23 protein-coding genes are annotated in these 26,504 nt (G+C 72.3%); 4 read left to right on the forward strand and 19 right to left on the reverse strand.

What is annotated here, in order from left to right; translation table 11 throughout:
- Positions 1-138 precede the first annotated feature (138 nt).
- The 4 genes from OUQ99_RS19585 to OUQ99_RS19600 form a co-directional block, all read right to left on the reverse strand.
- Complete coding sequence (locus tag OUQ99_RS19585; RefSeq protein WP_267945235.1) at positions 139-657, reverse strand: hypothetical protein; 519 nt, start codon at positions 655-657, stop codon at positions 139-141.
- A gap of 260 nt (positions 658-917) precedes the next feature.
- Positions 918-1,751 (reverse strand): MetQ/NlpA family ABC transporter substrate-binding protein, encoded by an 834-nt coding sequence (locus tag OUQ99_RS19590; protein ID WP_267945236.1) that lies wholly within the window; start codon positions 1,749-1,751, stop codon positions 918-920.
- Between the two features lie 365 nt (positions 1,752-2,116).
- The gene (locus tag OUQ99_RS19595; RefSeq protein WP_267945237.1) at positions 2,117-4,510 is read right to left on the reverse strand and encodes a lysylphosphatidylglycerol synthase transmembrane domain-containing protein; all 2,394 of its coding nucleotides are present in this window, start codon (positions 4,508-4,510) and stop codon (positions 2,117-2,119) included.
- A gap of 87 nt (positions 4,511-4,597) precedes the next feature.
- Positions 4,598-5,332, reverse strand: a complete 735-nt coding sequence (locus tag OUQ99_RS19600) for a TetR/AcrR family transcriptional regulator (RefSeq protein ID WP_267945238.1) — start codon at positions 5,330-5,332, stop codon at positions 4,598-4,600.
- A gap of 123 nt (positions 5,333-5,455) precedes the next feature.
- Here OUQ99_RS19600 and OUQ99_RS19605 point away from each other — a divergent pair, with 123 nt between their 5' ends.
- Complete coding sequence (locus OUQ99_RS19605) at positions 5,456-6,412, forward strand: NAD(P)-dependent alcohol dehydrogenase (protein WP_267945239.1); 957 nt, start codon at positions 5,456-5,458, stop codon at positions 6,410-6,412.
- Between the two features lie 60 nt (positions 6,413-6,472).
- Here the strand turns inward: OUQ99_RS19605 and rpmF are convergent, their stop codons facing one another.
- From rpmF to OUQ99_RS19630, 5 genes are all read right to left on the reverse strand, one after another.
- The gene (rpmF, locus tag OUQ99_RS19610) at positions 6,473-6,643 is read right to left on the reverse strand and encodes a 50S ribosomal protein L32 (RefSeq protein WP_267945240.1); all 171 of its coding nucleotides are present in this window, start codon (positions 6,641-6,643) and stop codon (positions 6,473-6,475) included.
- A gap of 69 nt (positions 6,644-6,712) precedes the next feature.
- The gene (locus OUQ99_RS19615; RefSeq protein WP_267945241.1) at positions 6,713-6,961 is read right to left on the reverse strand and encodes a type B 50S ribosomal protein L31; all 249 of its coding nucleotides are present in this window, start codon (positions 6,959-6,961) and stop codon (positions 6,713-6,715) included.
- A gap of 79 nt (positions 6,962-7,040) precedes the next feature.
- Complete coding sequence (gene rpmG, locus OUQ99_RS19620; protein WP_267945242.1) at positions 7,041-7,205, reverse strand: 50S ribosomal protein L33; 165 nt, start codon at positions 7,203-7,205, stop codon at positions 7,041-7,043.
- A gap of 726 nt (positions 7,206-7,931) precedes the next feature.
- Complete coding sequence (locus tag OUQ99_RS19625) at positions 7,932-8,669, reverse strand: YqeB family protein (RefSeq protein ID WP_267945243.1); 738 nt, start codon at positions 8,667-8,669, stop codon at positions 7,932-7,934.
- Positions 8,666-8,914, reverse strand: coding sequence for a hypothetical protein (locus OUQ99_RS19630; RefSeq protein WP_267945244.1), 249 nt, complete (start codon positions 8,912-8,914; stop codon positions 8,666-8,668). Before OUQ99_RS19630 ends, OUQ99_RS19625 begins: the two co-directional genes overlap by 4 nt.
- A gap of 65 nt (positions 8,915-8,979) precedes the next feature.
- Between OUQ99_RS19630 and OUQ99_RS19635 the strand changes: the two genes are divergently transcribed.
- Positions 8,980-9,597, forward strand: a complete 618-nt coding sequence (locus tag OUQ99_RS19635; protein ID WP_267945245.1) for a TetR/AcrR family transcriptional regulator — start codon at positions 8,980-8,982, stop codon at positions 9,595-9,597.
- A 94-nt stretch (positions 9,598-9,691) separates the two neighbouring features.
- Here the strand turns inward: OUQ99_RS19635 and OUQ99_RS19640 are convergent, their stop codons facing one another.
- From OUQ99_RS19640 to metH, 7 genes are all read right to left on the reverse strand, one after another.
- A complete protein-coding gene (locus OUQ99_RS19640) occupies positions 9,692-11,470 on the reverse strand; it encodes an ABC transporter ATP-binding protein (protein WP_267945246.1) in 1,779 nt (592 codons plus the stop codon).
- Between the two features lie 46 nt (positions 11,471-11,516).
- A complete protein-coding gene (locus tag OUQ99_RS19645; RefSeq protein ID WP_267945247.1) occupies positions 11,517-12,530 on the reverse strand; it encodes an ABC transporter permease in 1,014 nt (337 codons plus the stop codon).
- Positions 12,531-12,618: 88 nt separating this feature from the next.
- Positions 12,619-14,367, reverse strand: coding sequence for an ABC transporter substrate-binding protein (locus tag OUQ99_RS19650; protein ID WP_267945248.1), 1,749 nt, complete (start codon positions 14,365-14,367; stop codon positions 12,619-12,621).
- Positions 14,368-14,471: 104 nt separating this feature from the next.
- On the reverse strand, positions 14,472-15,512 hold the full coding sequence (locus OUQ99_RS19655) for an ABC transporter permease (protein ID WP_267945249.1): 1,041 nt from the start codon (positions 15,510-15,512) through the stop codon (positions 14,472-14,474).
- Positions 15,513-16,233: 721 nt separating this feature from the next.
- Positions 16,234-16,746, reverse strand: a complete 513-nt coding sequence (locus tag OUQ99_RS19660; RefSeq protein WP_267945250.1) for a cellulose synthase — start codon at positions 16,744-16,746, stop codon at positions 16,234-16,236.
- Between the two features lie 256 nt (positions 16,747-17,002).
- Positions 17,003-17,710, reverse strand: a complete 708-nt coding sequence (locus tag OUQ99_RS19665) for an HAD family hydrolase (RefSeq protein WP_267945251.1) — start codon at positions 17,708-17,710, stop codon at positions 17,003-17,005.
- Between the two features lie 267 nt (positions 17,711-17,977).
- Complete coding sequence (gene metH, locus OUQ99_RS19670; RefSeq protein ID WP_267945252.1) at positions 17,978-21,451, reverse strand: methionine synthase; 3,474 nt, start codon at positions 21,449-21,451, stop codon at positions 17,978-17,980.
- 281 nt (positions 21,452-21,732) lie between these two features.
- On the opposite strand from metH, the gene OUQ99_RS19675 reads away from it, so the two are divergent.
- The gene (locus OUQ99_RS19675) at positions 21,733-22,572 is read left to right on the forward strand and encodes a PAC2 family protein (RefSeq protein WP_267945253.1); all 840 of its coding nucleotides are present in this window, start codon (positions 21,733-21,735) and stop codon (positions 22,570-22,572) included.
- Positions 22,573-22,650: 78 nt separating this feature from the next.
- Here OUQ99_RS19675 and OUQ99_RS19680 read toward each other — a convergent pair whose 3' ends face one another.
- Both OUQ99_RS19680 and OUQ99_RS19685 read right to left on the reverse strand, forming a co-directional pair.
- Entirely contained in the window at positions 22,651-23,061 is a 411-nt protein-coding gene (locus OUQ99_RS19680) for an ABATE domain-containing protein (protein WP_267945254.1), read from the reverse strand.
- A gap of 178 nt (positions 23,062-23,239) precedes the next feature.
- A complete protein-coding gene (locus OUQ99_RS19685; RefSeq protein ID WP_267945255.1) occupies positions 23,240-24,436 on the reverse strand; it encodes a hypothetical protein in 1,197 nt (398 codons plus the stop codon).
- 119 nt (positions 24,437-24,555) lie between these two features.
- Here OUQ99_RS19685 and OUQ99_RS19690 point away from each other — a divergent pair, with 119 nt between their 5' ends.
- Complete coding sequence (locus OUQ99_RS19690; RefSeq protein ID WP_267945256.1) at positions 24,556-25,077, forward strand: nitroreductase family deazaflavin-dependent oxidoreductase; 522 nt, start codon at positions 24,556-24,558, stop codon at positions 25,075-25,077.
- Between the two features lie 151 nt (positions 25,078-25,228).
- On the opposite strand, the gene mshC is transcribed toward OUQ99_RS19690, so the two are convergent.
- The gene (mshC, locus tag OUQ99_RS19695; protein WP_267945257.1) at positions 25,229-26,452 is read right to left on the reverse strand and encodes a cysteine--1-D-myo-inosityl 2-amino-2-deoxy-alpha-D-glucopyranoside ligase; all 1,224 of its coding nucleotides are present in this window, start codon (positions 26,450-26,452) and stop codon (positions 25,229-25,231) included.
- Positions 26,453-26,504: the final 52 nt, after the last annotated feature.

Consider the following 26,504-nt stretch of genomic DNA (forward strand, 5'->3'; position numbering starts at 1 on the left):
GGGCGGTTCCGCGCACACCTGTCGGCGGACCTGGACGGCCGGCCCACCGCCTTCCTCCCGCTCGGCCCGGCTGCCCTGCCCTCGACCGCGGCTTCGGGACCACCGGCCCGAGCAGGCGCGGTGCGGGCCCGGCCACCGTCACTCACCGCCGCCGTCACCGCCGTCCCCGCCGGTGCTGCCGCCGTCACCGAAGAGGGAGAGCGCGAACCCGACGCCGCCCGCGCCCATCGCGTAGGGGGCGAGCCAGGAGGCCGCCTCGAACAACGCGAGGAGGAACAGGACGGGGAACATGCCGATGAACAGGACGAGCCCGGCCCTGGCCACGCGGTTCCGGACACGGCCACCGCCACCGCGTTCCCGATCGCCGTTCCCGCCGTTCCCGCCCTCCTCGGCACCGTCGTCGCTGTCGTCGCTGTCGTCGCTGCCGGCGATGCCGTCAACGGCAGCGGCAGCGGCAGCGGCGGCGACGGACGTGCTGCCGTCATCCGCTGCCCCCTTCCGCCGCGTGCGGATGAACAGGACCAGCGCCGCGGTCGCCGCCGCCAGTGCGGTGAGCGGGAGCAGTGCGGACAGGTCGCCGCCCGCCGCCCTTCCCACCAGCGGGTAACCGATGCCGCCCGCGATGCCCAGAGCCAGGAAGACGAGACAGCCTCTCATGGGACCTCCGAAGTAGGGGCCACCACGGTAGGCGTTCGCGGGACCGCCGCGGAGGGAGATGGCCCCATCCGGCCACGGGTCCGAGCGGTCGAACCCGTGGCCGACCCTTCCGGCCGGAGCCGATGCCTACGGGGAGACCCGTCGGCGGCCACGGGGGCCGCCCGGGCCTCCACCGGTGGCAGCGGCCGACGGCCGCCCCACCGGTGCGGTGGGACGGCCGTGCGGGTGCGCCTCCGGACGGGGTGCGCGGGAGGCCGGGATCAGCCGGCGGTGACGGGGATGACGCTGCCGGCGTACTCCTCCTCGATGAACGCCGCGGTCTCCTGCGAGGTCAGCAGCTCCACGAGGGTGGCCACGCGGGGGTCGTCGGCGTTGTCGGCGCGGGCGGCGAGGACGTTCACGTACGGGTTGCCCTCGACCTGCTCCAGGAGGATGCTGTCCTCCTCGAAGTCCAGGCCCGCCTCCTGGGCGTAGTTGTTGTTGACGATCGCGGCGTCCACGTCGTCCAGCGAGCGGGGCAGCTGCGCGGCCTCGACCTCGCGGAACTCCAGGTCCTTCGGGTTCTCCTCGATGTCGGAGAGCGAGAAGGTGGCCTCGTCGACGCCCTCGGCCAGGGTGATCAGGCCGCCCTCCTCCAGCAGCAAAAGCGCCCGGAACTCGTTGGTCGGGTCGTTGGGCAGCGCGACCTCGGCGCCGTCCTGCAGGTCCTCGACCGCGTCGACCTTGTTGGAGTACAGGCCCAGCGGGGGCAGGTAGATCTCCTGGACGGAGACGAGGTCGGTGCCGTTGCCCTCGTTGAACTCGTCGAGGAAGGGGGCGTGCTGGTAGAGGTTGGCGTCCAGCTGCCCCTCGTCGAGGGCGGCGTTGGGGGCGATGTAGTCGGAGAACTCGACGATCTCCAGGTCCAGCCCGGCCCCGGCCGCCAGTTCCGCGTCGACGAACTCCAGGATGTCCCCGGCGGGGACCGCCGTCGCGCCGACCACGAGGGTGTCCTCGCCGGAGGCGGCTTCGGAGGCGTTCTCGGACGGGGCGCCACAGGCGGCCACCGCCAGGAGTACTGCGGTGGCGGGGACGGCGATGGCGGTGCGGCGCATGAAGGGGATCCTCACGGGTGCGGTGCGGTGGAGGGAACGGGACGGACCCGACCTGCCACCAGAATTTCCTATTTTCCCGATCTTAATTGAGGATTACCCCCGCCGACGCCCGCCAGTGACAAACGGCACATGATGGGATCACTCGCCTGACCTGCCCGAACCGCTCGTCTCCGGGGCCGGGGCCGCGGTGTTCGACCCCCTCGCCCCGCGCCGGGACAGGAGTCCCGCCGACAGGCGGGGAGGGACCGGGGGCCGCGCACCGCCCGCTCGCACGGGCCCTGTCCTCCCAGGTTAGCGGCGCCGGCCACCGCGCCCCCGCCCGCCCCCGGCGGGGCCGGGCGCGCACCCCGCCGCAATCCTCCCGGTCAGATCGCCTCACGGCGCTGGAGGTGGCTGAAGGCCGCCCAGCCCGGCAGGACCGGGAACCAGAAGGTCAGCAGCCGGAACAGCAGCACCGCGGGAAGCGCCACGGCCGCGGGCACGCCCGCCACGGCCGTGAGCCCTCCGATCAGCGCGGCCTCGACCGCACCCAGGCCGCCCGGGGTGGGCGCGGCCGAGCCGATCGCGTTGCCCGCCAGGAAGACCACGGCGACCGCGACCAGGCTCACCCGCGTGCCCGGGTCGGTGAAGGCCGCCACCGAGGCGTACAGGCACAGCACGAACCCCACGGTCAGCAGCAGCGTCCCCCCGAACCCCAGGAGCAGGGAGGACGGGCTCTGGAGCATGTCCAGCAGCCGCGGCAGCACCCCCTGCAGGTAGGGGCGGGTCCGGGAGGCGATCGCCCGGCGCATGCGGGGCGACAGCAGGACCACGGCGACCACCGCGGTCCCCGCGATGCTGATCCCCACGACGGTCGGCGAGGGGGTGAAGCCCGTCCAGTACGAGGCGCCGGTGAGGTAGGCGCACACCAGCAGCAGCGGCACGTGGATGAGGAACCCGACCAGCTGTGTGAGGCCCACGGCCGACAGCGCCAGCGCGGCGGGGGCTCCCGCCCTGGTGACGAAGCGGGTGTTGACCGCGATGGACCCGAGCCCGGCCGGGGCGGCGATCCGCACGAACGAGGCCGCGTACTGGACCATGACCGTGCGCCACCAGGGCAGCGGGACCGGCACGAACCCGACCAGGATCATCGCCGCGGCGACCATGCACACGGTGGACATGACGAAGGCGGCGGCCGCCCACGCCGGGTCGGCCTGGCCGATGGTGCTGAAGTCGACCCCGGTCAGCTGGTAGAGGAGCACCAGTCCGACGGCGGTCGCGACCACGAAGCTGACGATCGTGCGGGGCCGCATGCGCTCCAGGCGGGCCGGTTCGGCGGGCGCCTCGGGGGCGGTCTCGACCATGCGCTCACGCAGCCGGCCCAGGAGCCCGCGGTGCGCGCGCAGGCCCGAGCGCAGCGGGTAGGGCAGGCCGGCCGGTTGCAGGAAGGGCAGGATCGCCGCCGTGGCGGGAACCCCGAGGGAGCGCACGGCCGAGTCCACCGCGCGTTCGGCGCCGACCCGCATCGCCAGCAGGGTGACCATCGCGGCGTGGTCGAGGGAGATCCTCATCTGCGGTGCGGCCACCGTGCCCCGGTCGATGCCGGTGAACCCCGCCCTCTCCGGGGCGGCCCCCAGGATCCCGACCGTGGCCCCGCTGAGCCCGCCGTGGGCGATGCGGTGGCGGTGCAGGGTCCCGAGCCCGTTCCAGCACAGGTCGAGGACGTCGTCGGTGAGGGCGTCGTCGTCCAGGTCCTCCAGGGGCAGGGAGCCGGGGAGTTCGCGGACGAGGACGACGGTGCCGGGGCCGAGTTCGCCCACGCCCAGGACCCGGGGGACGGTGACGCCGGCGTTCCGGGCGGAGTAGCTCATCAGCGCGGCGTGCTCGGCCCGGCGGCGCACGCCGTAGAGCATCCGGGGGGCGACCGGTCCGCGCAGGAACACCAGGTCGCGCAGGCGCCGCCAGAACCCGGAGGTGTTCTCGGAGCTGAGCACGGTGACCTCGACCCGGCCGCCGTCGTCTAGCTCGGCCAGGTGGCGCGGGTTGCCCTCCCGGTCCTCGCCCGCCCGGGCGACGGTGGTCGCGGTCATGCCGAACCGTTCCAGCTCGGCGCGCAGGCGCCGGTCGTCGGCCGGGGCGGGAGCGCCCGCGCCGATGGCGTAACGGGCGAGGAAGGCGCAGGTCAGGCCGACCAGGACGGTGAGCACGAGGGCGAGCAGGCTGGTGACCCCGGCCAGGAGGGCGCAGACCGCGACGGCGGTGTTCCCCGCCCACAGGACGGAGCGGGTGCGCGGCAGGCCCGTGGGCATCGTGCGGATGAAGGCGAGGACCGCGGCCACGTAGCCCAGGGTGGCGCCGGTGAAGACGTCGTCGGGGGCGGGGGTGAGGGGGTTGGGGACCTGGCCGGGGCTGATCAGGGTGGCCAGGGCGGCGTTGATGAGGGAGGCGAGGACGTAGGCGGCGACGCCCGAGGCCATGGCGCGCGCGAGGTCCCGGGGCCTCCCCGTGAACAGGGTGCGCAGGACCACGTAGCAGACCAGGACGATGATCACCAGGTTCGCGCCCACCGCGACGAACAGGAGCAGGCCGGAGGGCATGATCGATCGGAGCCGGTCGGGGTCGGCCGCGTCGCCGCTGTCGGTGGCCACGCGGACGGCGAGCATGATCGCCGCCACCAGCAGCAGGCCCGCCGTGCCCAGGAGGAGGTCGACGGGTCTGCGCGGTGTGCGCGCGGTGCTGGGGTCCGGGACGGGGGCGTCCGGGGCGGTTCGGGTCGTCACGGGTCCAAGCCTGCCCGACCCGCGGGGATTCGGATGCCAGGGGTGGGGGCGTTTCGTACGTCCGGTCGGGGCGCGCCCCGGTCGGCGTCAGTCCCCCGGCAGCCGGTACAGCTGGCCCAGTCCGATCGGGGGCACCGGGGGCAGCTCCCCGGAGCCGCCCGCGCTCTCGAAGGACCGGAGCATGTGGGCGACCAGGCGCCGCGAGGCCGCCCGGGTCGTCTCCGGGTCGGATGTGACGATGCCGCCGTTGGCCAGGAGCACCAGGACGATGTCCTCCCGGGCGAAGTCGGCGCGCAGCCGCCCCGACTCCTTGGCCCTGCGGATCAGCTCGTCCAGGCCGTGTTCGACGTGGACGCGCCGCTCGTCGAAGCCGTCGGAGTCGGGGAAGGCCGCGAGGAAGGCCTCGGTGAAGCCCTTGTCGGCCGCCTGCATGGCGCACACCTCCGTGAGCACCGTGCAGAAGGCGCGCCAGGGGTCGGGGTCGGCGAGCGCCTCGTCGACCAGCCCGGCGCACTCCGCCATCTCGTCGGCGAAGACCTCGGCGACCAGGGTCTCCCTGGTCGGGAAGCGGCGGTAGAGGGTCGCCGGCCCCACCCCCGCCCGGCGTGCGATCGCGACCATCGGCACGTCGATCCCGCGCTCGGCGAACGCCGCCCGGGCGGCCTCCATGATGCGCCGGCGGTTGTGCCGGGCGTCGGACCGCAGGCCCCGGCCCGCGATCGGGGGTTCGCGCACGGCGGGCGGCTCCGCCCCTGCGCCCGAGGGGTTCTCCGCGACGCGGGCGGCGCCGCCGGGCTCCATCCGAGAGGTCCGCTCTGCCATGCCTCTCACTTTACGGCAAACGGATGGTGCTGTCCGTTTGGCGCGTTAGCGTGGAGAGAAAGCGGACGACCCTGTCCACATAAGGCGGGGAGTGTGTCCTCCGCACATCCGAAGGAGTGGGCAATGGGATCGGCGAGCCTGATGAGAGCGGCGCTGTACGACGGGTACGGCCCCCCGGAGGTCCTGTACGAGGGCCGGGTCCCGGCCCCGACCGCCGGCCCCGGGCAGCTGCTCGTGCGGGTCCACGCCGTCAGCGTGAACGGCGGCGAACTGCTGCTGCGCTCGGGCGGGCTTCGGTGGGTGGCGGGCCGCTCCTTCCCCAAGAGGGTCGGCATGGACTTCACCGGCGAGGTCGCGGAGACCGGGCCGGGCGCCACCGGCTACCGGGTGGGCGACCGGGTGTGGGGCCTGCTGCCGAGAATGGGGTTCGGCAGCGCGGCGGAGTACGTGGCGGTGCCGACCCGGCAGGTGTCCCTGGCACCGGAGGGCATCGACCTGGTCGAGGCTGCGGCACTGCCGGTCGGCACGACCTCGATCACCGCCCTGCGCGACAAGGCCCGCCTCCGGAGCGGCGAGCGGGTGCTCGTGCGCGGGGCGAGCGGCGGCGTGGGCAACACCACGGTTCAGATCGCGAAGGCGATGGGCGGGCGCGTCACCGGGCTCGCGTCCGCGCGCAACCTGGACCTGGTCCGCGAGCTCGGCGCCGAGGAGGCCTTCGACTACGCCGCGACCCCTCTGGCCGATCTGGGGAGGTTCGACGTCATCGTCGACAGCGCGGGGTCGGACCTGCCGGCCCTGCGGCGGCTGCTGGCGCCCGGCGGGCGCATGATCGGGCTGTCCTTCGACTCGGCGGCCATGGTGGGCTACGTCCTGGCCTCGTACGTGTTCGGTTCACGGCGGGTGCGGTTCTTCAGCGGCCAGCCCCGGCACGCGCTGTTCGCCGATCTGACCCGGTACGTCGAGGAGGGCGCCCTGCGACCCGTGGTGGACACGGTGCACCCGCTCTCGGACGTGGCCGCCGCGCACCGGGCGCTGGAGGCCGGGGGCGTGCGGGGCAAGCACATCGTCCGGGTGGTCTGAACACGGACGCCGCCGCGCCCCGGGGCGGCCCGGCGTGCGGCGGCGGTCGTCGCGTCCCGCTCAGGCGGGCGGGGAGAGCAGTCCGCGCCGGTAGGCGCGGACGAGGTTGCGCGGCACCAGGTACTCGCGTCCCCCCAGGGTGACGCGCACCAGGTCCGGGGTGGTGGCCTTCCACTGGGAACGGCGCGTGCGGGTGTTGGAGCGCGACATCCTGCGCTTGGGTACGGCCATCGGCCCTGTCCTCGTCGTTGTCGTGGGGTGGGTCGGGCGGCGGGGCGCTCGCCCCGCCGCGGTCGGGCGTCAGCCCTTGCGCTGGTAGCGGCGCTGGAAGCGCTCCACGCGTCCGGCCGTGTCGACCACCCGGGCGTTGCCGGTGTAGAAGGGGTGGCTGGCGCTGGAGATCTCGACGTCGATCAGCGGGTAGGTGTTGCCGTCGCTCCACTCGATGGTCTTGTCGCTGGTGGCGGTGGACCTGGTGAGGATGGAGAAGTCCCCCGCGCGGTCGCGGAAGACGACGGGCCCGTAGGCGGGGTGGATTCCGGGTTTCATGCGTGCCTCCTGGCGGTGTCCTCGGCGCCGGCCCCGGTCGGGGCCGGGGCGCGGCGGCTGTGCGGGCGGCCGGGCCGGGTCAGCGCTCCTCGCGGAACTCGACGTGGCGGCGGACCCGGGGGTCGTACTTGCTCAGGGTGAGCCGGTCGGGTGTGTTGCGCCGGTTCTTGCGGGTCACGTAGGTGTAGCCCGTGCCCGCAGTGGACTTGAGCTTGATGATGGGGCGTACCTCGTTGCGTGCCATGGATGCCTCCTCGGGGTCTCACGCCTAATAAGCCAATGATAACCGTTTTCATTCCCGGATCGACCGCTCCGATGACGACGGGCCGACCGGCGGGAGGCGGCGCACGGCGGACTCGCCGCACAGCGGCCGCCACCGGCGCCCGTGGGGCCTTCCGCCCCGGCCACGGCGGAGGGCACCTGACAAGCAGGACAGAGGGTGACTTTTCGTAGCGACGAACTGCGGAGTGTCACCGGCGCGTGGTACTCAGGTTCCGTCTTCCCCTTCCCTCGGCACCCGGAGGCTTCTGTGACCGCACGCAACTTCAAGGGTCAGTTCTCGTCATGGCCGACCACGGCCTTCCTCGTCTTCTGCGGCGTCCTGCTCCTGGCCATGATCAACGACTGAGGAGCAACCGTGGTCGTCTCCGGACCCTGTCCGTACTGCAGGCGCAGGATCGGCTCTCCCGCGCACGGGCCGCGCGGCAACCACCGCATCGGCGAGGGGGTGCGAGAACCGGCCCGGTCGGCGCAGGGGCCCGGCACCGGGCCACCGCACCGCCCCGGTCCCCGGGAAAGCCCCGGCCCCCGGGAGGCAGGAGCCCGGGGAACAGCGCGACTCCAGGACGGAGCGCCCGACCCCCGGGAAGGGGGGAGGCCTCCGCCGCGTTCCCGCCCCTGAAGCGTCCGGAGGGCGCGCCGGGCGCGCCCTCCGGCTCCGGCAGCCCTCCGCTCCCCCGTCGGGCGCGGGTCAGCCCTCCCCCACGGCTCCGCGCCGCACCGGGCGCCAGTACTGCCGCTTCCCCTCCTCGCGCACGACCACGCCGAGCCGGGCGAGCTCGCCGCGCAGTTCCGCGCAGTCGTCCGCGTCCCCGGACTCCAACGCGGTCCGGCGCGCCCTCAGGACCGCCTGCGCGTGCTGTTCGAGGCCGGGCATCCCGTCCACCCAGCGCTGGAACTCGTCTGCGTGCGGGTCTCCGTCACGCCACCGGTAGCCGTGCGCCTCGAAGGCGGCGCGGAGGCGCCCGGCGCCGTGGTCGGTGCGTTCGCGGGCGGCTTCGGCGGTGTCCGGGCCGAGGACGACCAGGTCCTTGCCGTCCAGGAAGACCGTGCCGACACGGTCGCGTCCGATCTCCGGCCCCTTCCCCCCGCGGGTGATCCGCACGCCCCCGTCGCCGACCTCCACCACGACCATGTCGCCGTAGGACAGCAGCGCCAGCAGCGCGCCGGCCCCCAGGCCGACGGCGCTCAGGACGGCGGTGAGGACGGGTCCGTCCAGCCCGGCCAGGAGGTCGACCTGCTCCCGGCCCGGCACCATGGGAAGCGCGTGGACCCACTCCGGAAGCGCCGCCAGCCACCCGGGGACCATGGACAGGACCCAGCCCGCCGCCGCCCCGAGCAGGGGGAAGCACGTCCACAGCAGCACGTGGGCCACCGCTCCGTCGCGGACCACGGTCGGTCGGTTCGTCGCCTGCTCGGCCCTGCTCATGACGCCTTCTCTCGGGTTCGGTCGACGACGGCTCGCCCGTCGCGCAGTACCAGGGCGACCCGGCGCAGCGCGCCGAGGTCGGTCAGCGGGTCCCCGCGCACGGCGAGGAGGTCGGCGGCGCGGCCGGGTCCGGCCGCGCCGACGCGGCCCTGCGAGACCAGGACGGTGCGGTCCCGTCGTGGCGTGAGCGGGGCGCCCACGAGCACCGTCGCTCCGGTGAGGGCGAGTACGCGGTCGTTCTTCACGGGGTTCCGAGGTCCTCTCCGCCGGTGTTCGCCATGATCCTAGTTGAGCATATAGGTTTCTATTCATGCAACCAGTCGACAGGACGGACGGAGACCGGTCCTTCATCGAGGACGCCCGCCGCAGGCAGATCGTCACGGCGGCGATCGCCGCCATCGCCGAGGAGGGGTACTCCCGCGCCTCCTTCGTGCGCATCGCCGCACGGGCCTCGATCAGCCCGGGGCTGATCACCTATCACTTCAAGACCAAGGAGAACCTGATCAGAGAGGTCCTCGGCCACATCGACGCCCGCCTGGACCGCGCGATGGAAGGCGGACCCGAACCCCTGGAGGGCTTCGAGGACGGTCTGCGCCGGATCGTCACCGGCCACGTCACGTACTGCGCGAGCCACCCCCAGGAGATGGTCGCGCGCCGGGAGGTGCTCTCCGCCGCGCTCCCGCCCGCGCTCCAGGAGCACGTCGCCCGGGGGAACGAGGCCGGCCGGGCCGAGCTGGTCGGCTTCCTCACCGAGGGGCAGCGCCACGGGGAGTTCCGCCCCTTCGACCCCGAGGTCTTCACCGACGCCCTGTTCGCCGCGCTCAGCTCCGCCCCGCGGTCCGTGGCACGGCGCCCCGCCGAGGAGCACGGGGCCTACGCCCGCGAGATGGCGGACCTGTTCGCCGAAGCGGCCACCGGGCGGGGGTGAGCCGCAACGGCGGAGGCGCCGCGGGGGTGTCCCCACGGCGCCTCCGCGTCCTACCGTTCCGCCCCGCCGGCGGCCCGTCCCTGCCGGGCCGGGCTCAGGCGGCCTCGCCCTTGGCGCGCTTCTCCACGCGCTCCGCGCGCAGGCGGCGGGCCTCGTCCGGGTCCAGCACGGGCGCCGCCGTGAGCAGCTGGCGCGTGTAATCGCTCTGCGGGTTCTCGTACACCGAGTCGCTGTCACCGGACTCGACGACCTCGCCGGCGCGCATGACGGCGACGCGGTCGCTGACCTGGCGCACCACCGCCAGGTCGTGCGCCACGAAGATGTACGTCAGACCGAAGTCGTCCTGCAGCTCCGACAGCAGCCGCAGCACCTGGTCCTGCGTGGACACGTCCAGCGCCGAGACCGGCTCGTCGCAGATGATCAGCTTCGGCTTGAGGATCAGCGCCCGCGCGATCGCGATCCGCTGGCGCTGACCGCCCGAGAACGCGTGCGGGAACCGGTTGTAGTGGTTGGGCTCCAGCCCCACCCGCTCCAACAGCTCCTGCACCTGCCGGCGCACCTTCCTGCCGTCCTTCTCCCCCTGCACCCGCAGCGCCGTACCGATCGCGTCCCCCACCGTCAGACGCGGGTTGAGCGAGGAGTAGGGGTTCTGGAACACCATCTGCACATCACGGCGCAGCGGACGCAGCGCCCGCTCCGACATGTGCGTGATGTCGCGCCCCTCGAACTCCACCCGGCCCCGGGTGGGCTCCAGAAGACGCATCACCATCCGCGACAACGTGCTCTTACCGGATCCGGACTCGCCCACGATCCCCAGGGTCTCCCCCTGGTGCAGATCGAAGGACACACCCTTGACCGCCCAGAAGTCCGTGGCCTTGCCCCACGTGCCGCCGCGCACCTTGAACCGCTGCGCCACGTCCTCGACCCGCAGCAGCGGCTCGCCGGCGTTGTCGCCTGTGCCGCTCACGGGCGGGACGAAGGCCTTGAACTCGCCGGGCTCGGTGACCGTGCCGTCGCGCTGCTCCTTCTCGATCCGGTCCGCGCGGTCCTGGGCGCGCCGCTGGGCGCGGGAGACCTCCACGCGCGGCACCGCGGCCAGGAGCCCCTGCGTGTAGGGGTGTTCGGGTGCGGACAGGACCCGGCGCACGTCGCCGCGCTCCACGGCCACGCCGTGGCGCATGACCACGACCTCGTCCACCGAACCCGCGACCACGGCCAGGTCGTGGGAGACCAGGATCAGGCCCATGTTCAGGTCGCGGCGCAGCTCGTCCAGCAGGTCCAGGATGCGCGCCTGCACCGTCACGTCCAGGGCCGTGGTCGGCTCGTCCGCCAGCAGCACCTTGGGATCGCACATCAGCCCCATCGCGATGACCACGCGCTGGCGCATGCCGCCCGAGAACTCGTGCGGGTAGGAGTTGATCCGCTTGGCCGGGTCGGGGATGCCCACCCGGTCCAGGGACTCGACCGCCCGCTTGACCGCGTCGGCCTTGGAGGCCTTGGGGTTGTGGATCCGGTAGGCCTCGACGAGCTGGTTGCCGATCGTGTACTGCGGGTGCAGCGACTGCATCGGGTCCTGGAAGACCATCGCGATGTCGTTGCCGCGCATGCGCCGCAGTTCCTTGTCCGACGCCGACACCACGTCCTTGCCCACCACCTCGATGGAACCGCTGATCCGCGCCCGGCTCCCCCGGTGCAGGCCCATCAGCGCCAGCGACGTCACACTCTTGCCCGAGCCGGACTCGCCCACGATGCCGAGGGCGCCGCCGGCGGGCACCTCGAAGGACAACCCGTTCACCGCCTGGACGTCGCCGTCCATGGTCGGGAACGTCACCCTCAGGTCGTCCACGCGGACGACGGGCTCGGTCGAGGCCATGTCACATTCCTTCATTAGAGCTGGTCTGGTCGAACGCTGTCGCGCGTTACTTCGCGATCCGCACCCGCGGGTCGACGATCGGGTACAGCAGGTCGACGATCAGGTTGCAGATGACGATGAAGACGGCTCCCAGCAGGGTCACGCCGAGCACCACGGGCAGGTCCTTGCCGATGATCGCGTCGATGGCGTAGGCGCCCACGCCGTTGAGGGAGAACACCTTCTCCGTGAGGATCGCGCCGCCGAGGACGAGGCCCAGGTCCAGGCCGAAGATCGTCACGATGGGGGTCAGGGTCGGGCGCAGCGCGTGCTTGAAGATCACGCGGCGCTCGCTGAGCCCCTTGGCGCGGGCGGTGCGGATGTAGTCCTCGCCCAGGGTCTCCAGCATCCCCGCGCGGGTCTGCCGCGCGTACTGGGCCGCGTGCAGGAACGCCAGCGTCACCCAGGGCAGGATCATGACCTGGAACCAGCCGACGGGGTCCTCCCCCAGCGGCACGTACCGCGAGACGGGGAACAGGTTCCACTCGTGGACGAGGAAGGCCAGGGCCAGCAGGCCGGTGAAGTACACGGGCATGGAGACGCCGACGAGGGCGGTTCCCATGGCCAGGCGGTCGAAGAGGCTGCCCTTCTTGACCGCGGACAGGACGCCGACGGCCACGCCGCCGATGACCCAGATGACGGCCGCGCCGAAGGCCAGCGACATCGTGACCGGCAGGCGGTCGAGCAGCTGCGGCAGCACGGGGCTGTTGGTGGTGAAGGAATAGCCGAGGCAGGGGGCCGCGCACTCCACGGTCTCCCGACCGAAGGTGTACTCGGAACCGAAGAGCAGCGACTTCACGAAGTCGAAGAACTGCACGGCGATGGGCTGGTCGAGGCCGAGCCGGGCCACCGTGGCGTCGAGCGCCTCGGGCGTGGGCGCCTTGCCCACGTACATGGCGGCCATGCCGCGCGGGGTCACGCCCGCCCACCGGGGCAGGACGTAGAAGATACAGAAGGTCACCGCCGTGACGACGGCGAGCAGCAGCAGCCCCGCTCCGAGGCGGCGAAGAATATAGTTCAGCATCGCGGTCGGCGGCGGGGGTACCCACGGGGCCGTGGGACCCCCGCCGCGTTCACCTGCCTTCTCGTACTAGTTCAGGCCGGCTGGGGCTCTAGCCCCGGTCCACGCCGATGGCCATGAAGTCGTACATGGCGTACGACGACGTGTAGTAGACGTTGGTCAGCTCGTCCGAGCGGTAGAACATCGCACGGTCGAAGACGACGGGCAGGATGGCCGCCTGCTCCATGACCAGGGTGTCGATCTGGGTGTAGATGTTGGCGCGCTCGTCCGGGTCCTCGGTCTTGAGGGCGTCGTCCCAGAGGCCGTTGACCTCGGGGTCGTCGAGCTCGGACGTGTTGTAGTTGCCGGTCGCCTGGATGGCGTCGCCGTCGGTGATCTTGGAGGCGAAGCCGTACCCGGTGGCCCAGTCGGGGATCCAGCCGGAGACGCTCAGACCGATGTTGTTCTCACGGACGTAGTCCTGCGAGCCGGCGTACTGGGCGAAGAAGTCCTCGGCCGGGAAGGTCTGGATGTCGGTCTGGATGCCGACGCGCGTCAGGGACTCCTGCAGGGCCTCGGCGGTGGCGATGTCGTTGGGACGACCGTCGCGGACGGCGATGGTGGTCTCGAAGCCCTCGTCCTCGCCGCACTCCTCGAGCTTGGCCTGCGCGGCCTCCAGGTCGCCCTTGTTGTCCGTGGACGGGTAGAGGTCCGACTCCGGGTCGGCGCCGGGGATGGTCGGCGGGAGCAGGTTGGTGGCGAGGTCGCCGCCGCTCTCACCGCCCCAGGCGCGGTGCAGGCTGTCACGGTCGGCCGCGTACATGATCGCCTGGCGGCAGGCGACGTCCTCGATGACCGGGGTGTGGATGTTGACGTAGCGCAGGGCGCCGGAGAGCGGGTTGTCCAGGTTGGGCTGGGCCGCCTCGTCGGTGAGCAGCGTGCTCTTCATGGCCGGGCCGACGCCGACACCGGAGAGGTCGACGTCGATCTCGCCGTTGACCAGGCGCTGGTCGATCTCGTCCTGGTCCACGCCGATCTCGACGGTGACCTCGTCCGGCAGGGCCGGGCGGATCGGGTCGGTCTCGCTGTCCCAGTGCTCGTTGCGGGTCAGGTTGAGCGCGACGCCGGGCTGGTAGGCGCCGTCGAACTTGTACGGCCCGGAGGAGACGACGTTCTCCTTGTAGAGCGCGCCGCGGTCGCTGTCCAGCGGGACCGGGGCGGTCTGCGGCTGGGTCAGGATGTACGGGAACTCGGAGAAGGAGTCCTTGAGGTGGAAGACCAGGGTGTAGTCGTCCGGCGTCTCGACGGCCGTGAAGTCCGCCAGCGGGTCGTCGCTCTCGAAGACGTTGAACGGCTCCTGGTCCAGGTGCGCCTCGAAGTAGCGCGGCCCGTTGGGCAGCTCGCCGCCGTTGTAGTTCGAGCGGGCGATCGCGTACTTGATGTCCTGGGCGGTGATCTCGGAGCCGTCCTCGTACTTGAGGCCCTCCTGGATCTTGACGGTCCACTCGGTGAAGTCGTCGTTGGCCTCGGGCATGCCGGTGGCCATGTCCGTGGTCAGCTCGGTGGACGCGTTGGCCGGGGCCGGGGTGAACGCCAGGAGCGTACGGGCGTAGTACCGGGTGAAGTTCCAGCTGAACCCGTAGTAGGTGTCGCCCGGGTCGGTGGAGTCGAAGTCCGAGGAGATGGCGTAGCGCAGGGTGCCGCCGGTCTGGTCGGACGGGTTCACGATCTCCGTGGAGCCCTGGTCGTAGGCGCCGTTGGCCTGGGTGTCTCCGCCCTCGGAGCCACCACCGCCGCAAGCTGAAAGGAAGATGGACGCGGCCGCGCCCAGCGCGACGAATCCGAGGGTGCGTTTCCTCAAGGAACTGCCTCTCTTGCGAACCTGATGTGGGGATGGGATCGACCAGTGGTCGGACCCGTGCCTTGGATGGCGTGGGCTGGGCGGGGCAGCCACACCGGCCTTGGTCAGTCGGAGGTCTTGGGGTCGAAGGCGTCCCGGAGGCCGTCGCCGAAGAGGTTGAACGCCAGGACGGTGATGAAGATGGCCAGGCCCGGGAAGAGGATGTAGTACGGGGCGGACTGGGCCAGGGGGACCGCGTCGGAGAGCATCTTTCCCCAGCTCGGGGTGGGCGGGTTGATGCCCACGCCCAGGAAGCTCAGGGCCGCCTCGAAGAGGATGTTGGTCGGGATGAGCAGCGTGGAGTAGACCACGATCGGCGTGACCAGGTTGGGCAGGATCTCCCGGAAGAGGATGTGCCGGTTGCTGGCGCCCAGGCTCCTGGCCGCCTCGACGAACTCGCGCTCGCGCAGCGAGAGCGTCTGTCCTCGGACGATGCGCGCGATGTAGGGCCAGTTGAAGAACCCGATGATGAACACGATGACGCCGACGCGGAGCCCGTTGCCCTGGAGGCCGAGGACCCCGTCGGGGATGACGCCCACGAGCGCGATGGCGAAGAGCATCAGCGGGAAGGCGAGGAAGACGTCCATCGCCCGGCTGATGAGGGTGTCGACCCAGCCGCCCTTGTAGCCCGCGATGATGCCGAGGACGGTCCCGAGGGCCACGCACAGCAGCGTGGAGAGGAAGGCCACCAGCAGGGAGATCTGGGCGCCGTAGAGGATGCGGCTGAACAGGTCGCGGCCGGTCTTGGGCTCGATGCCCAGCAGGTGGTCGCCGCTGATGGCGCCCCACGGGTCGGTGTCGAAGGGGTCCGGGTTGTCGGGGTCCCTCATCGGCAGACCGGTGTTGGGCTCGATCAGGTCCTGGTTGAACTGGGTGGGGGGGTACCCGAACCACTTGACCAGGAGGGGCGCGAGGATCGCGGCCAGGATGAGCAGTACGACGACGATCCCGGAGACCATCGCGACCTTGTCCTTGCGCAGCCGCTGCCAGGCGATCTGCCGGAGGGACCGGTTGCCCGCGTCACTGCGGCCCACGGGGGCCGTCACTGCGACGTCCACAGCGTCGGACTGCTCCGCCGACTCAGGGACATGCGAGGGCGCGCTCATCAGGCCACCACTCTCCACTCATACGCTTCTGGCCGAGGGGAACGCGCAGATCCCACGCGTGAGACCTCCGGGGGTTGACCCGTCGGGGATCTCACGGTGGGGCCGGCCGGTTCTCGACGCTGGCTGGCGTGGGCGCTGGTCCGCGCGGCGGGTGGGTGCCCCGCCTTCGCTGACTCTGGCCGCCGGGGTGCGCCGCTTCACATGAGGAGTTGGGCACATCCGGGGACCGTCACGCCCGGGCTGTTACACAGCGACAAACCTACTCGCCCTTTGAGCGCATATCGTCCAATCCCCGGCCATGTATCTAAATCGTGACAAACACTGTCAAAAAACGTATATAACAACAAATGATGACAGAGTTCGCATTCATCCGACGACCGGCCGCGAGCTGGGGCGATGTGGCACTGACGCGATCCCCCACGATACGTCCGCTTCTGCCCGCGTCCACCCCGAGAACGGCGTCCTATGGCAAGTGCTATGCGTCGAAGAGTGACGACATGAACGCGCAAAGCGAACAGTGACTCGGCCGTTACTGTGCCGTCATCACCCCGAGAACCAGGGGGTCCGCACGCTCCGTCACCGGAACCGGGCCGCCCGCCACGGGACCGGGGGCCGGCCCCCGGTCCGTCCGGCGACCGGTCCGTGGTAACGGGGGGAGCCGGGCACAGCAGTCGGCCCCGCGCCCTGGGGAAGAGGGCGCGGGGCCGGTGCGGAAGGGGCCCTAGTCGATACCGCGCTTGCGCAGGAGGGCCTCGATGTCGCCGAGGTCGGCGAGGTCGTCGTCGGCAGCCGTCTTCTTCGGGTTCTTCGGGGCCGCGCCCACCTGGCCGGCCGCGGGCTTGGCCGCACCGGCGGCGCCCGCCTGCCCTCCGCCCCGGGCGGCCTTCGGCTCCTCGGAGGCCCCGCCCCTGGACCGGGTCCCCACGCCCCGGGCCGCCATGACGCCGGAGACGACGTAGAGGACCACCGCCAGGCCCGCCAGGGCCACGCCCGCCCACACGGCGGGGTTGAACAGCAGCCCCACCAGGATGCCGACGATGCTCATGACGAACTGCCAGACGGCGTTCATCAGCCCGATCAGACCGGCGGCCAGCGGGAGCAGCGACCACGCCACCCCCCGCAGACCGTGGGCGGCGCCCTTCGCGCGCCACACGACGAAGGAGATCACCAGCCCCACGAGGGTGAGGCCGCCTCCCAGGATCACACCGGTCATCCACGTCAGGTTCTCAGGCATGGGCCCAGTCTCCCATCCGGCGCCGGAGCGCACATCCGGTCGATCCCTTAGGGCTTGCCCCCGATCCGGCGCCCGTGCCGGGGCCCTTCTCCCACGTTACCCGCGTGCCGGCGGGCCGGGAGGAGGGTGCGGGGGCACCCCGACGGCGGCCCCGCCCGCCGGTCCCCCGGGGCCGGGCGGGGCCGCGGGGAAGTCCGGCGCACGGACGCCGGGCCCGCCGCCGGCCGTCCTCCCCGACCCGGGCCGGGGAGGAGGGTCAGCGGTCGGCGACCAGCGACTCCAGCCAGTCCAGGTCCACGCCCACCAGGCTGTCCCGGAAGACCACGCCCTCGCGCGGCGGGATCTCCACGTGGTTGGGCACGGCGACCGTGACGCACCCGGCGTCGGCCGCCGAGGCCACGCCCACCACCGAGTCCTCGAAGGCGACGCAGCGCTCGGGGTCCACGCCCAGGCGCCGGGCGGCCCTGAGGTAGGGGTCGGGGTGCGGCTTGTTGGCCTCGACCTCGTCACCGGCCACGGAGTCGTCGAAGCTGTCGATGCCGATGCCGCCGATCGCCGCCTGGATGAGCTGCCGTTCGGTGGAGGTCACCAGGACCACGGGCACACCGGCCAGCGACAGCATGTCCACCAGCTCCTTGGCCCCCGGGCGCAGCTGGGCACCGCCCTCGAGCTTGGTCCGGAACTTCGCGTAGAGCAGGTCGGCCACCTGGCGCGGGGTGAGGTGGTCGGCTCCGGTCAGGGCGACGATGTAGCGGCCCACGGGCTCGGCGGCGTTGCCGACGTTGGCCTCGTGGTCCCTCTCGGTCCACACCCCGCCCAGCTCGGCGACCAGCTCGGCCTCGGCCTCGCCCCACAGGTGCTCGCTCTCGATGAGGGTGCCGTCCATGTCCAGCAGCACGGCCTGGAGCCGTCTCCCGGTCCCGGTCTCGGAGGTCTCACGGCTCAGCGTGCTCGGTTCACTCATGCGTTCGGCGGCGCGTCCCGGCACCCGGCCGGGCGGAGCGCCGCACTCTCCCCTCGTGTGTGATGGGTACCCCAGCCCGCCCGCGGGGCGCCCCTGCCGTTCATCGTGCCGAACCGGGGGCGCCCGCGCCGTGAAGAGGACCTGTCGGCGTCCTTTCCACACTACGAACACTCGGGCGGGGGCGGGAGGAGAGCTGCCCCACAGTCCGCGCCCGGGAAAAGGGGCGCGGCCCCGCCCCCGGTCCGGGGGCGGGGCCGCGCGTCCGGCTCAGACGTTGAAGTACGTCGCCTCCGGGTGGTGGATGACGATCGCGTCGGTGGCCTGCTCCGGCACCAGCTGGAACTCCTCCGACAGGTTCACGCCCACCCGCTCGGGCTCCAGCAGGCGCACGATCTTGGCCCGGTCCTCCAGGTCGGGGCACGCCCCGTAGCCCAGGGAGAACCGCGCACCCCGGTAGCCGAGCTTGAAGAACGCGTCCAGCTCCGCCGGGTCCTCTCCCGCGAAGCCCAGCTCGGCGCGGACGCGTGTGTGCCAGTACTCGGCGAGCGCCTCGGTGAGCTGCACCGACAGCCCGTGCAGCTCCAGGTAGTCGCGGTAGGCGTTCTTCTCGAACAGCTCCGCGGTGGCGCGGCTGATCGCCGCCCCCACGGTCACCACCTGGAAGGACACCACGTCCAGCTCCCCCGACTCCTTGGGCCGGAAGAAGTCGGACAGGCACAGGTGGCGGTCGCGGCGCTGGCGCGGGAACGTGAAGCGCGTGCGCTCGGTGACCCCGTCGTCGTCCAGGACCACCAGGTCGTCGCCCTCGCTGTAGCAGGGGTAGTGGCCGTGCACCACGGCCGCCTCCAGCAGGCCGTCCGTCTGGATGCGGTCGAGCCACATCCGCATGCGCGGGCGGCCCTCGGTCTCCACCAGCTCCTCGTAGGAGGGGCCCTCTCCGCCGCGGGCGGCCTTGAGGCCCCACTGGCCCATGAAGGTGGCCCGCTCGTCCAGGAACGCGGAGTACTCGGCCAGCGGAATGCCCTTGCTGATCCGGTCCCCCCAGAACGGCGGGGTGGGCACCGCGTTGGTGGTCGACACGTCGCTGCGTGCGGGCATCTCCTCGGGCTCGGTGACCTTGAGCCTGGCCCCCGTCTTGACGCGGCGCTGGCGCAGGGCCGGCAGCGAGGCGCCCTCCTCGCCGCGCTTGACCGCCATGAACGCGTCCATCAGGCGCAGGCCCTCGAAGGCGTCCTTGGCGTAGCGCACCTCGCCGTCGAAGGTCTCGGCCAGGTCCTGCTCCACGTAGGAGCGGGTCAGCGCCGCACCGCCGAGGAGGACGGGGAAGCGCTCGGAGATGCCCCGGGAGTTCATCTCCTCCAGGTTCTCGCGCATGATCACCGTCGACTTGACCAGGAGCCCGGACATGCCGATGACGTCGGCCCGCTCGGTCTCGGCCGCCTCCAGGATCGCCGAGACGGGCTGCTTGATGCCGATGTTGACGACGTCGTAGCCGTTGTTGGACAGGATGATGTCGACGAGGTTCTTGCCGATGTCGTGGACGTCGCCCTTGACGGTGGCCAGGACGATGCGGCCCTTGCCGTCGTCGTCGGTCTTCTCCATGTGCGGTTCGAGGAAGGCGACCGCCTTCTTCATGACCTCGGCGGACTTGAGGACGAACGGGAGCTGCATCTGGCCGGAGCCGAACAGCTCGCCGACGGTCTTCATGCCGGACAGGAGCGTCTCGTTGACGATGGCCAGGGCCGGCTTGGACCGGAGCGCCTCCTCCAGGTCGGCCTCGATGCCGGTGAGCTCCCCGTCGATGATGCGGCGCTCCAGTCGCTCCCACAGGGGCAGCGCGGCCAGCTCCTCCGCGCGGGAGGCACGCATGGACTTGGCGTCCACGCCCTCGAACATGTCCATGAACGCGGAGAGCGGGTCGTAGTCGCCCTCGCGCCGGTCGTAGACGAGGTCGAGCGCGACCTTGCGCTGCTCCTCGGGGATCTGGTTGATCGGCACGATCTTGGAGGCGTGCACGATGGCCGAGTCGAGCCCCGCCTGGACCGCCTCGTGCAGGAACACAGAGTTCAGCACGATACGGGCGGCCGGGTTGACGCCGAAGGACAGGTTGGACAGGCCCAGGATGGTCTGCACCTCGGGGTAGCGGCGCTTGAGCTCGCGGATCGCCTCCAGCGTCTCGATGCCGTCGCGGCGCGTCTCCTCCTGTCCGGTGGTGATCGGGAAGGTGAGGCAGTCGATGAGGATGTCACCGGTGCGCAGGCCCCAGTCGCCGGTGATCTCGTCGATGAGGCGGCTGGCGACCCGGACCTTCCACTCGGCGGTGCGGGCCTGGCCCTCCTCGTCGATGCACAGGCCGACCACGGCGGCGCCGTGCTCCTTGACCAGCTCCATGATGCGGGTGAAGCGGGAGTCGGGGCCGTCGCCGTCCTCGTAGTTGACGGAGTTGACGACCGCCCGGCCGCCCAGGGACTCCAGCCCGGCCTCCAGGACGGGGGGCTCGGTGGAGTCCAGCATGATCGGCAGGGTGGAGGAGGTGGCGAAGCGTGAGGCCAGCTCGCGCATGTCGCTGACCCCGTCGCGGCCCACGTAGTCGATGTTGAGGTCGAGCAGGTGGGCGCCGTCGCGGATCTGGTCGCGCGCCATCTCCACGCAGTCGTCCCAGCGGCCCTCCAGCATCGCCTCGCGGAACTTCTTGGACCCGTTGGCGTTGGTGCGCTCGCCGACCGCCAGGTAGCTGGCGTCCTGCCGGAAGGGCACGCTCTGGTAGAGCGAGGAGGCCGAGGCCTCCACGAACGGCTTGCGGTCCTTGATGCCGCGTCCCTGGACGCGCTCCACGACCTGGCGCAGGTGCTCGGGGGTGGTGCCGCAGCAGCCGCCGGCCAGGCTCAGGCCGAACTCGGTGGTGAACGTGTCGTGGGCGTCGGCCAGCTCTGCCGGGGAGAGCGGGTAGACCGCCCCGTTGGCGCCCAGCTGGGGCAGGCCCGCGTTGGGCATGCAGGAGATGGGGATGCGCGAGTGGTGCGAGAGGTAGCGCAGGTGCTCGCTCATCTCGGCGGGGCCGGTGGCGCAGTTGAGGCCGATGACGTCGATGCCCAGGGGTTCGAGGGAGGTCAGCGCGGCGCCGATCTCCGATCCGAGCAGCATGGTGCCCGTGGTCTCGATGGTGACCTGGGCGATGATCGGGATGTCCTTGCCCAGGGCCTTGCGGGCACGCTGGGCCGCCACCACGGCGGCCTTGACCTGGAGCAGATCCTGGCAGGTCTCGATGAGGATGGCGTCGGCGCCACCGTCGATGAGGCCCCGGTGGCACTGCTCGTAGTAGTCCCTCAGGAGGGCGTAGGGGGCGTGGCCCAGGGTCGGCAGCTTGGTGCCGGGTCCCACGGAGCCGAGGACGTAGCGGGGTTGGTCGGGGGTGGAGTAGGCGTCGGCGGCCTCTCGGGCCACCCGTGCTCCGGCCTCCGCGATCTCGTAGGTCCTCTCCTCGATGCCGTACTCGGCCAGACCCGAGAAGTTGGCGGAGAAGGTGTTCGTCTCGATGGCGTCGGAACCCACGGCAAGAAAGGCGGCATGGGTGTCGCGGACGATGTCGGGACGGGTGAGGTTGAGGATGTCGTTGCATCCCTCGTGGCCCTCGAACTGGTCGAGGTCGAGATCGTGAGCCTGGAGCATGGTGCCCATAGCTCCGTCCGCCACGAGGACGCGTCGGGACAGTGCTTCACGGAAGGTGAGGCGAGCTCTCATGTTCAGCAACTCTATGTAAGAGCACCGGGGCGGCCCAGTTCTGTCCCCGTGATGCGTGGCACTGGGTCGACCCGCGGCGCGGGGCGGGTCGGGCGTCCGGGGACAGCTGCGTCCGTTTCAGTCGCTGTCTCCGAGGCTACCCCATAGGCTGTTTCAGCACGTGAGACAGGTGTCCCACCTCGCGTGCGCCAGGCCCCCCTGGCCGGGCCCGCATAACGGTTTCCCGGGTGGGGCGGCACCCCATAGGGTGGACTCCGTCCACGTGCAGGAAGGGGCCACCGATGATCAAGCTCGCCCGGGAGCTTGTCGAGCCTGTCATGGTGGCGGCGTTCGAGGGTTGGAACGACGCAGGGGAGGCCGCGAGCCTCGCCGTGGAACACCTGTCCAGGGAGTGGGGCGCGTACGAGCTGTGCGCCCTGGCTCCGGACGACTACTACGACTTCCAGGTGACGCGTCCGCGCATGTCCGTGGTGGAGGGCGTGGTCGGCGAGGTCGAATGGCCGACGACGCGGGTCCAGGTGGCCTCTCCGCCCGGGGCCGGGCGCGACGTGGTACTGGTCACCGGGCCCGAGCCGAACATGCGGTGGCGCTCGTACGCGGCCGACCTGCTGGCGATCGCGCGGGAGCTGGGTGTCACCCGCGTGGTGATGCTGGGCTCGCTGCTGGCGGACGCCCCGCACACGCGGCCGATCCCGGTGACCGGGATGGCCACGCCGGTGGACCTGGGCACCGACCTGGGTCTGGAGCCGACCACCTACTCGGGGCCGACCGGGATCCTGGGCGTCGCGCACGAGACGTTCAGCTCCGTGGGCATGGAGACGGTGTCGCTGTGGGCGGCCATCCCCCACTACGTGGCCCAGCCGCCGTGCCCGAAGGCCACCCTGGCACTGCTCGCGTGGGTGGAGGACTTCCTGGGCGTCCAGGTCCCCCTGGGCTCGCTGCCCGAGGAGACGGTGACGTGGGAGGCCAACGTCAACGAGCTGACCGCGGAGGACGAGGACATCGCGTCGTACGTGCGCGGCCTGGAGGAGGCCAAGGACACCGCCGAGCTCCCCGAGGCCTCGGGCGACGCGATCGCCCGGGACTTCGAGCGCTACCTGCGCCGCCGCGACGACGGCTGACATCCGGGCGCGACGCCCACGGGCCCCGGCCGCGGCCACCCCGCCGCCGGGTCCCGCCCCTGGCCGGAAGGGTCCCGGTCACACCCGCAGGCCGCGCCACTCCCCCGTGGCCAGGACCGCGGCCCAGGCCCCGGCGATGCGGGCCAGGCCGCGCCGCACCTCGTCCACGACGGCGGGGGCCAGCTGTCCCCCGGAGTCGCGGGCGGGCTCCAGCCGCACGGTGACCCGCAGGCCGTCCAGGACCTTCTGCCCCCGCGCGATCGCCTCGGTGTCCGGTTCGGAGTCCCGGTCCAGGACGGCCCGGATCCCGTCGCGCAGGGCGATGGCCTCGTCGAGGTCGGCGAGGGTGATGGGGATGGCCCCCTCGGTGGCCAGGTGGTGCCGGCGGAGGAACCGCGCGAGGTCGGCCCGGTCCGTCAGGTGACCACCGGTGGAGACGAAGTCCGCGATGAGTTCGGCGGCCGCGCTGTGCCGCGTGGGGGTTGTCATGGGGGTTATCCCACCACGCCTGGAGCCCTGATACGGGTGTTTGGCCGAGGTCGTGGCCACAGGTGGTCACCCTGCACGTGCATATCGAGACGAAGATGAACAAATCCCCTCCGGGCCTTGCCGGGAGCGGACGGGGCCCCTGCGGGCCGGGCCCCGCACCCGGTGTCCGCCCCCGCGTTCAGACCCCGGCCAGGGCGCTGATCCCGACGCGGTCCCCCGGCAGGCCCAGCCCCTTGAGGTGGACCCGGAAGTTGGCGATCCTGCCCTCCCACAGGGCGTCGTTGTCGAGCAGGGCCGACAGGTAGGCGCGCTGTACCGCGGTGAGGTCCCGGCACGCGCCGGCCTCCCCGGCCGCGGGGAACGCCACCCGCAGGAGCGGGCCGACGTCCTGGGCGCCGACGTACGTGGAGGACAGCGGCACCATCGCGCGCAGCACCGGCAGCAGCCGTTCGGCGTCGTCGGGGGCCGCCCGCTCGGCGAGCGCCCGGGCCAGGGTGAACCGGACGTGGCCGGGGAAGTACGCCGGACGCCTCCCGAACCAGGCGTCCGCCGCGGCCGGGTCGGCCAGTGCGGCGGCCAGCTCGTCGGTGGCGGCCGGGTTGCCGGCCTGGGAGGGGGCCAGGGCGGCGCAGGCACGGATCGCCGGGTCCGCGTGGGCGAGGAACTCGGCGGTGTCCCGCCCGGCCTGTCCCACCGCGAGGACGATCACCGCGCCCTCGTCGCGGGACTCGGCCATGTCGGCCGCGCCGGACAGGTCCGGGTCGAACCCGCCCAGACGGGCGGCGGCCGTCGCGGCCTCCACCGCGTGCATGCGCGTCACCGGGTCGGGGTGGGTGAGGTGGGGGTGGACCGCCTCGTACAGGACGGGGGCGGCGGCGCGCATGTCCGGGCCGACCCGGTACATGAGGGCGTCCATCACGGGGTCCTCCCAGATCTCGGCGTCCTCGGCGGCGTCCGGGGCGTTCAGCGCCGCGTACACGCGGTCGAGGTCGGCCTCGGAGGGCGGTTCGGGCGGCGCCTGGTCCCCGGGGGCGGGGCAGTGCAGCGCGCCCTCGGCGGCCGAAGCGAGGAAGCCCAGCAGGAGCTGCCGGAGGGGTGCGGACTCCCCTGAGGCGGTGAACGGCGTCGTGGCCGGGGCCGCGAGCGCGGGGCGGTCCAGGATCCCGGCGACGAACAGCGCCGCGGGGACGGTCGCGGAGTACACGGTCCCCTGGTGGAGGATCGCGCTGTACAGGTAGCCCAGGGCCCGCTCGCTCCCGCCGGGGTCTCCGGTGAGCAGGGGCGCCAGGTGGTCGGGGGCGTCGGCGCCGGAACCGTAGGCGTGGAAGGTACGGGTCCAGTCGGTGTCGCGGAGTACGTCCGGTCCTGTCTGCATGTCCGGGATTGTGGCACCGCCCTCGGACGGTTCGCGGGCGTGGCGGCGGCGGGGCGGGGCGGCGTCGTCGCTACACTCGGGGCGCCCGTGCCCGGGACCGTACCCAGGAAGGCCACGCCATGCCGTTCGCCCAACCGCCCACCACACCCCTGAGCCGGGCCCTGTTCCGCGCGCCGATCTGGATCTACAGGTTGGGGCTGGGCGGGGCCCTCGGAGGCCGGTTCGTGCTGCTGACGCACCGGGGCCGCACGACGGGGGAGGCCCGCCAGGCGGTGCTGGAGGTGGTGGGACGCAACGACACCACGGGGGCGGTGCTGATCGCCTCCGGCTACGGTCGGCGCTCCCAGTGGTTCCGCAACATCGTCGCGGAGCCGCGTGTGCTGTTCCAGGTCGGCGGGCGGCGCCACCGGGGCACTGCCACCGTGCTCTCCCCGCAGGAGTCCGGGGAGGCGCTGGCGCACTACGCGGAGCGCCACCCCGAGGCCGCGGTGGCGCTGATGCGGGGGCTGGGGCACGAGGTGGACGGCGGCCCGGAGTCCTTCGCGAGGGTGGGGGCCGATCCGGAGAACGGCATCCCGGTGGTGCGGCTGAGCCCCGACGACCCGCCCCGGTCGCCCTACCCGGACTTCTCGGCGCCCTGACGGGGCGCCTCCGGCAAACCCCGCGCCCCGACAGGGCCCGTGCCCGGCAAGGGGCGCGGCGCCGCCTGCGCGCGACGCGGTGCGCCCTTCCTGCGGCGGACGGGGCGTCGGAGCGCCCCGGGGCCGGGGCGGGCCCCCGGCCCGGAAAACCCTAGAGGGCGACGCCCAGGAGGGTGTCGACCGTGGCCCGCACCAGGGCGGGGGCCGCGGCGTCCGTGCCGCCCGCGGTGAGGGCGGTGTCGGCCCAGGCGTCCACGGCGGCCAGCGCGCCGGGCGAGTCCAGGTCGTTCGCCAGGGCCGAGCGCACGGCGGCCAGCACGGGAGCGGCGTCCGGTCCCGCACCCAGGGCGAGGGCCGCGCGCCAGCGGGAGGCGCGCTCGGCGGCGGCGGGGAGCTCCACGTCGGTCCACTCCCACGGGGAGCGGTAGTGGTGCGTGAGCATGGCCAGGCGGATCACGGCCGGTTCGACGCCCTGCTCGCGCAGCTTGGACACGAACACGAGGTTGCCCAGGGACTTGGACATCTTCTCGCCGTTCAGGCCGACCATGCCGACGTGCAGGTGGTGCTGGGCGTTGGGGCCGCCCGTCGTGGCGCGGGTCTCGGCCGCGCCCATCTCGTGGTGCGGGAAGATCAGGTCGCTGCCGCCGCCGTTGAGGTCGAAGTTCGGGCCGAGCCTGTCGAGGGCGATGGCGCTGCACTCGATGTGCCAGCCGGGACGGCCGCGACCGAGCGGGCTCTCCCAGGCGGGTTCGCCGGGGCGTTCGGCGCGCCACAGCAGCCAGTCGAGCGGGTCCTTCTTGTCGGCCCGCGCGGGGTCGCCGCCGCGCTGGCCGAACACCTCCAGCATCTCTTCGCGGCTCATGTGGCTGATCTCGCCGAAGTGCTCGGCCTCGGCCATGGAGAAGTAGAGGTCGCCGTCGATCTCGTAGGCGGCGCCGGTGCCGCGGATGCGCGCGGCGAGCTCGCTGATGAGGTCGACGGACTCCACGACCCCGACGTAGGAGGTCGGGGGGATGATCCGCAGCGCGGCCATGTCGTCCCGGAACACATCGATCTCGCGGTGGGCGAGGTCGCGCCAGTCCACGCCCAGGGCCTCGGCCCGCTCCAGGAGCGGATCGTCGATGTCGGTGGTGTTCTGCACGTAGTCGACGTCGTGGCCGGCGTCGCGCCAGACCCGGTTGACCAGGTCGAAGGTGAGGTACGTGAAGGCGTGTCCGAGGTGGGCGGCGTCGTAGGGGGTGATCCCGCAGGCGTACATCCCCGCCCGGGGCCCCGGCGTCGTCGTCTCTATCCGTCCGGTGGTGGTGTCGTGGATACGGAGGGGGCCGCCGGTACCCGGCAGGGGGACGATGTCAGGCGCAGACCATGAACGCATACCCGGAAGACTATCCGCACGGCCGTGCGGCGAACGCCCGGGGACGGGTGCG

It is taken from the genome of Streptomonospora nanhaiensis (assembly GCF_026642255.1).
Classification (GTDB): Bacteria; Actinomycetota; Actinomycetes; order Streptosporangiales; family Streptosporangiaceae; genus Nocardiopsis; species Nocardiopsis tropica.

What these genes read in the sequence shown, in the direction of transcription:
- OUQ99_RS19600 (WP_267945238.1), bottom strand. Translation starts at nt 5,332, where the DNA reads ATGGCAGAGCGGACCTCTCGGATGGAGCCCGGCGGCGCCGCCCGCGTC.
- OUQ99_RS19675 (WP_267945253.1), top strand. Translation starts at nt 21,733, where the DNA reads ATGATCAAGCTCGCCCGGGAGCTTGTCGAGCCTGTCATGGTGGCGGCG.
- OUQ99_RS19605 (WP_267945239.1), top strand. Translation starts at nt 5,456, where the DNA reads ATGGGATCGGCGAGCCTGATGAGAGCGGCGCTGTACGACGGGTACGGC.
- OUQ99_RS19625 (WP_267945243.1), bottom strand. Translation starts at nt 8,669, where the DNA reads ATGAGCAGGGCCGAGCAGGCGACGAACCGACCGACCGTGGTCCGCGAC.
- OUQ99_RS19615 (WP_267945241.1), bottom strand. Translation starts at nt 6,961, where the DNA reads ATGAAACCCGGAATCCACCCCGCCTACGGGCCCGTCGTCTTCCGCGAC.
- OUQ99_RS19685 (WP_267945255.1), bottom strand. Translation starts at nt 24,436, where the DNA reads ATGCAGACAGGACCGGACGTACTCCGCGACACCGACTGGACCCGTACC.
- mshC (WP_267945257.1), bottom strand. Translation starts at nt 26,452, where the DNA reads ATGCGTTCATGGTCTGCGCCTGACATCGTCCCCCTGCCGGGTACCGGC.
- OUQ99_RS19665 (WP_267945251.1), bottom strand. Translation starts at nt 17,710, where the DNA reads ATGAGTGAACCGAGCACGCTGAGCCGTGAGACCTCCGAGACCGGGACC.
- metH (WP_267945252.1), bottom strand. Translation starts at nt 21,451, where the DNA reads ATGAGAGCTCGCCTCACCTTCCGTGAAGCACTGTCCCGACGCGTCCTC.
- rpmF (WP_267945240.1), bottom strand. Translation starts at nt 6,643, where the DNA reads ATGGCCGTACCCAAGCGCAGGATGTCGCGCTCCAACACCCGCACGCGC.
- OUQ99_RS19590 (WP_267945236.1), bottom strand. Translation starts at nt 1,751, where the DNA reads ATGCGCCGCACCGCCATCGCCGTCCCCGCCACCGCAGTACTCCTGGCG.
- OUQ99_RS19635 (WP_267945245.1), top strand. Translation starts at nt 8,980, where the DNA reads ATGCAACCAGTCGACAGGACGGACGGAGACCGGTCCTTCATCGAGGAC.
- OUQ99_RS19585 (WP_267945235.1), bottom strand. Translation starts at nt 657, where the DNA reads ATGAGAGGCTGTCTCGTCTTCCTGGCTCTGGGCATCGCGGGCGGCATC.
- rpmG (WP_267945242.1), bottom strand. Translation starts at nt 7,205, where the DNA reads ATGGCACGCAACGAGGTACGCCCCATCATCAAGCTCAAGTCCACTGCG.
- OUQ99_RS19640 (WP_267945246.1), bottom strand. Translation starts at nt 11,470, where the DNA reads ATGGCCTCGACCGAGCCCGTCGTCCGCGTGGACGACCTGAGGGTGACG.
- OUQ99_RS19655 (WP_267945249.1), bottom strand. Translation starts at nt 15,512, where the DNA reads ATGAGCGCGCCCTCGCATGTCCCTGAGTCGGCGGAGCAGTCCGACGCT.
- OUQ99_RS19680 (WP_267945254.1), bottom strand. Translation starts at nt 23,061, where the DNA reads ATGACAACCCCCACGCGGCACAGCGCGGCCGCCGAACTCATCGCGGAC.
- OUQ99_RS19645 (WP_267945247.1), bottom strand. Translation starts at nt 12,530, where the DNA reads ATGCTGAACTATATTCTTCGCCGCCTCGGAGCGGGGCTGCTGCTGCTC.
- OUQ99_RS19690 (WP_267945256.1), top strand. Translation starts at nt 24,556, where the DNA reads ATGCCGTTCGCCCAACCGCCCACCACACCCCTGAGCCGGGCCCTGTTC.
- OUQ99_RS19660 (WP_267945250.1), bottom strand. Translation starts at nt 16,746, where the DNA reads ATGCCTGAGAACCTGACGTGGATGACCGGTGTGATCCTGGGAGGCGGC.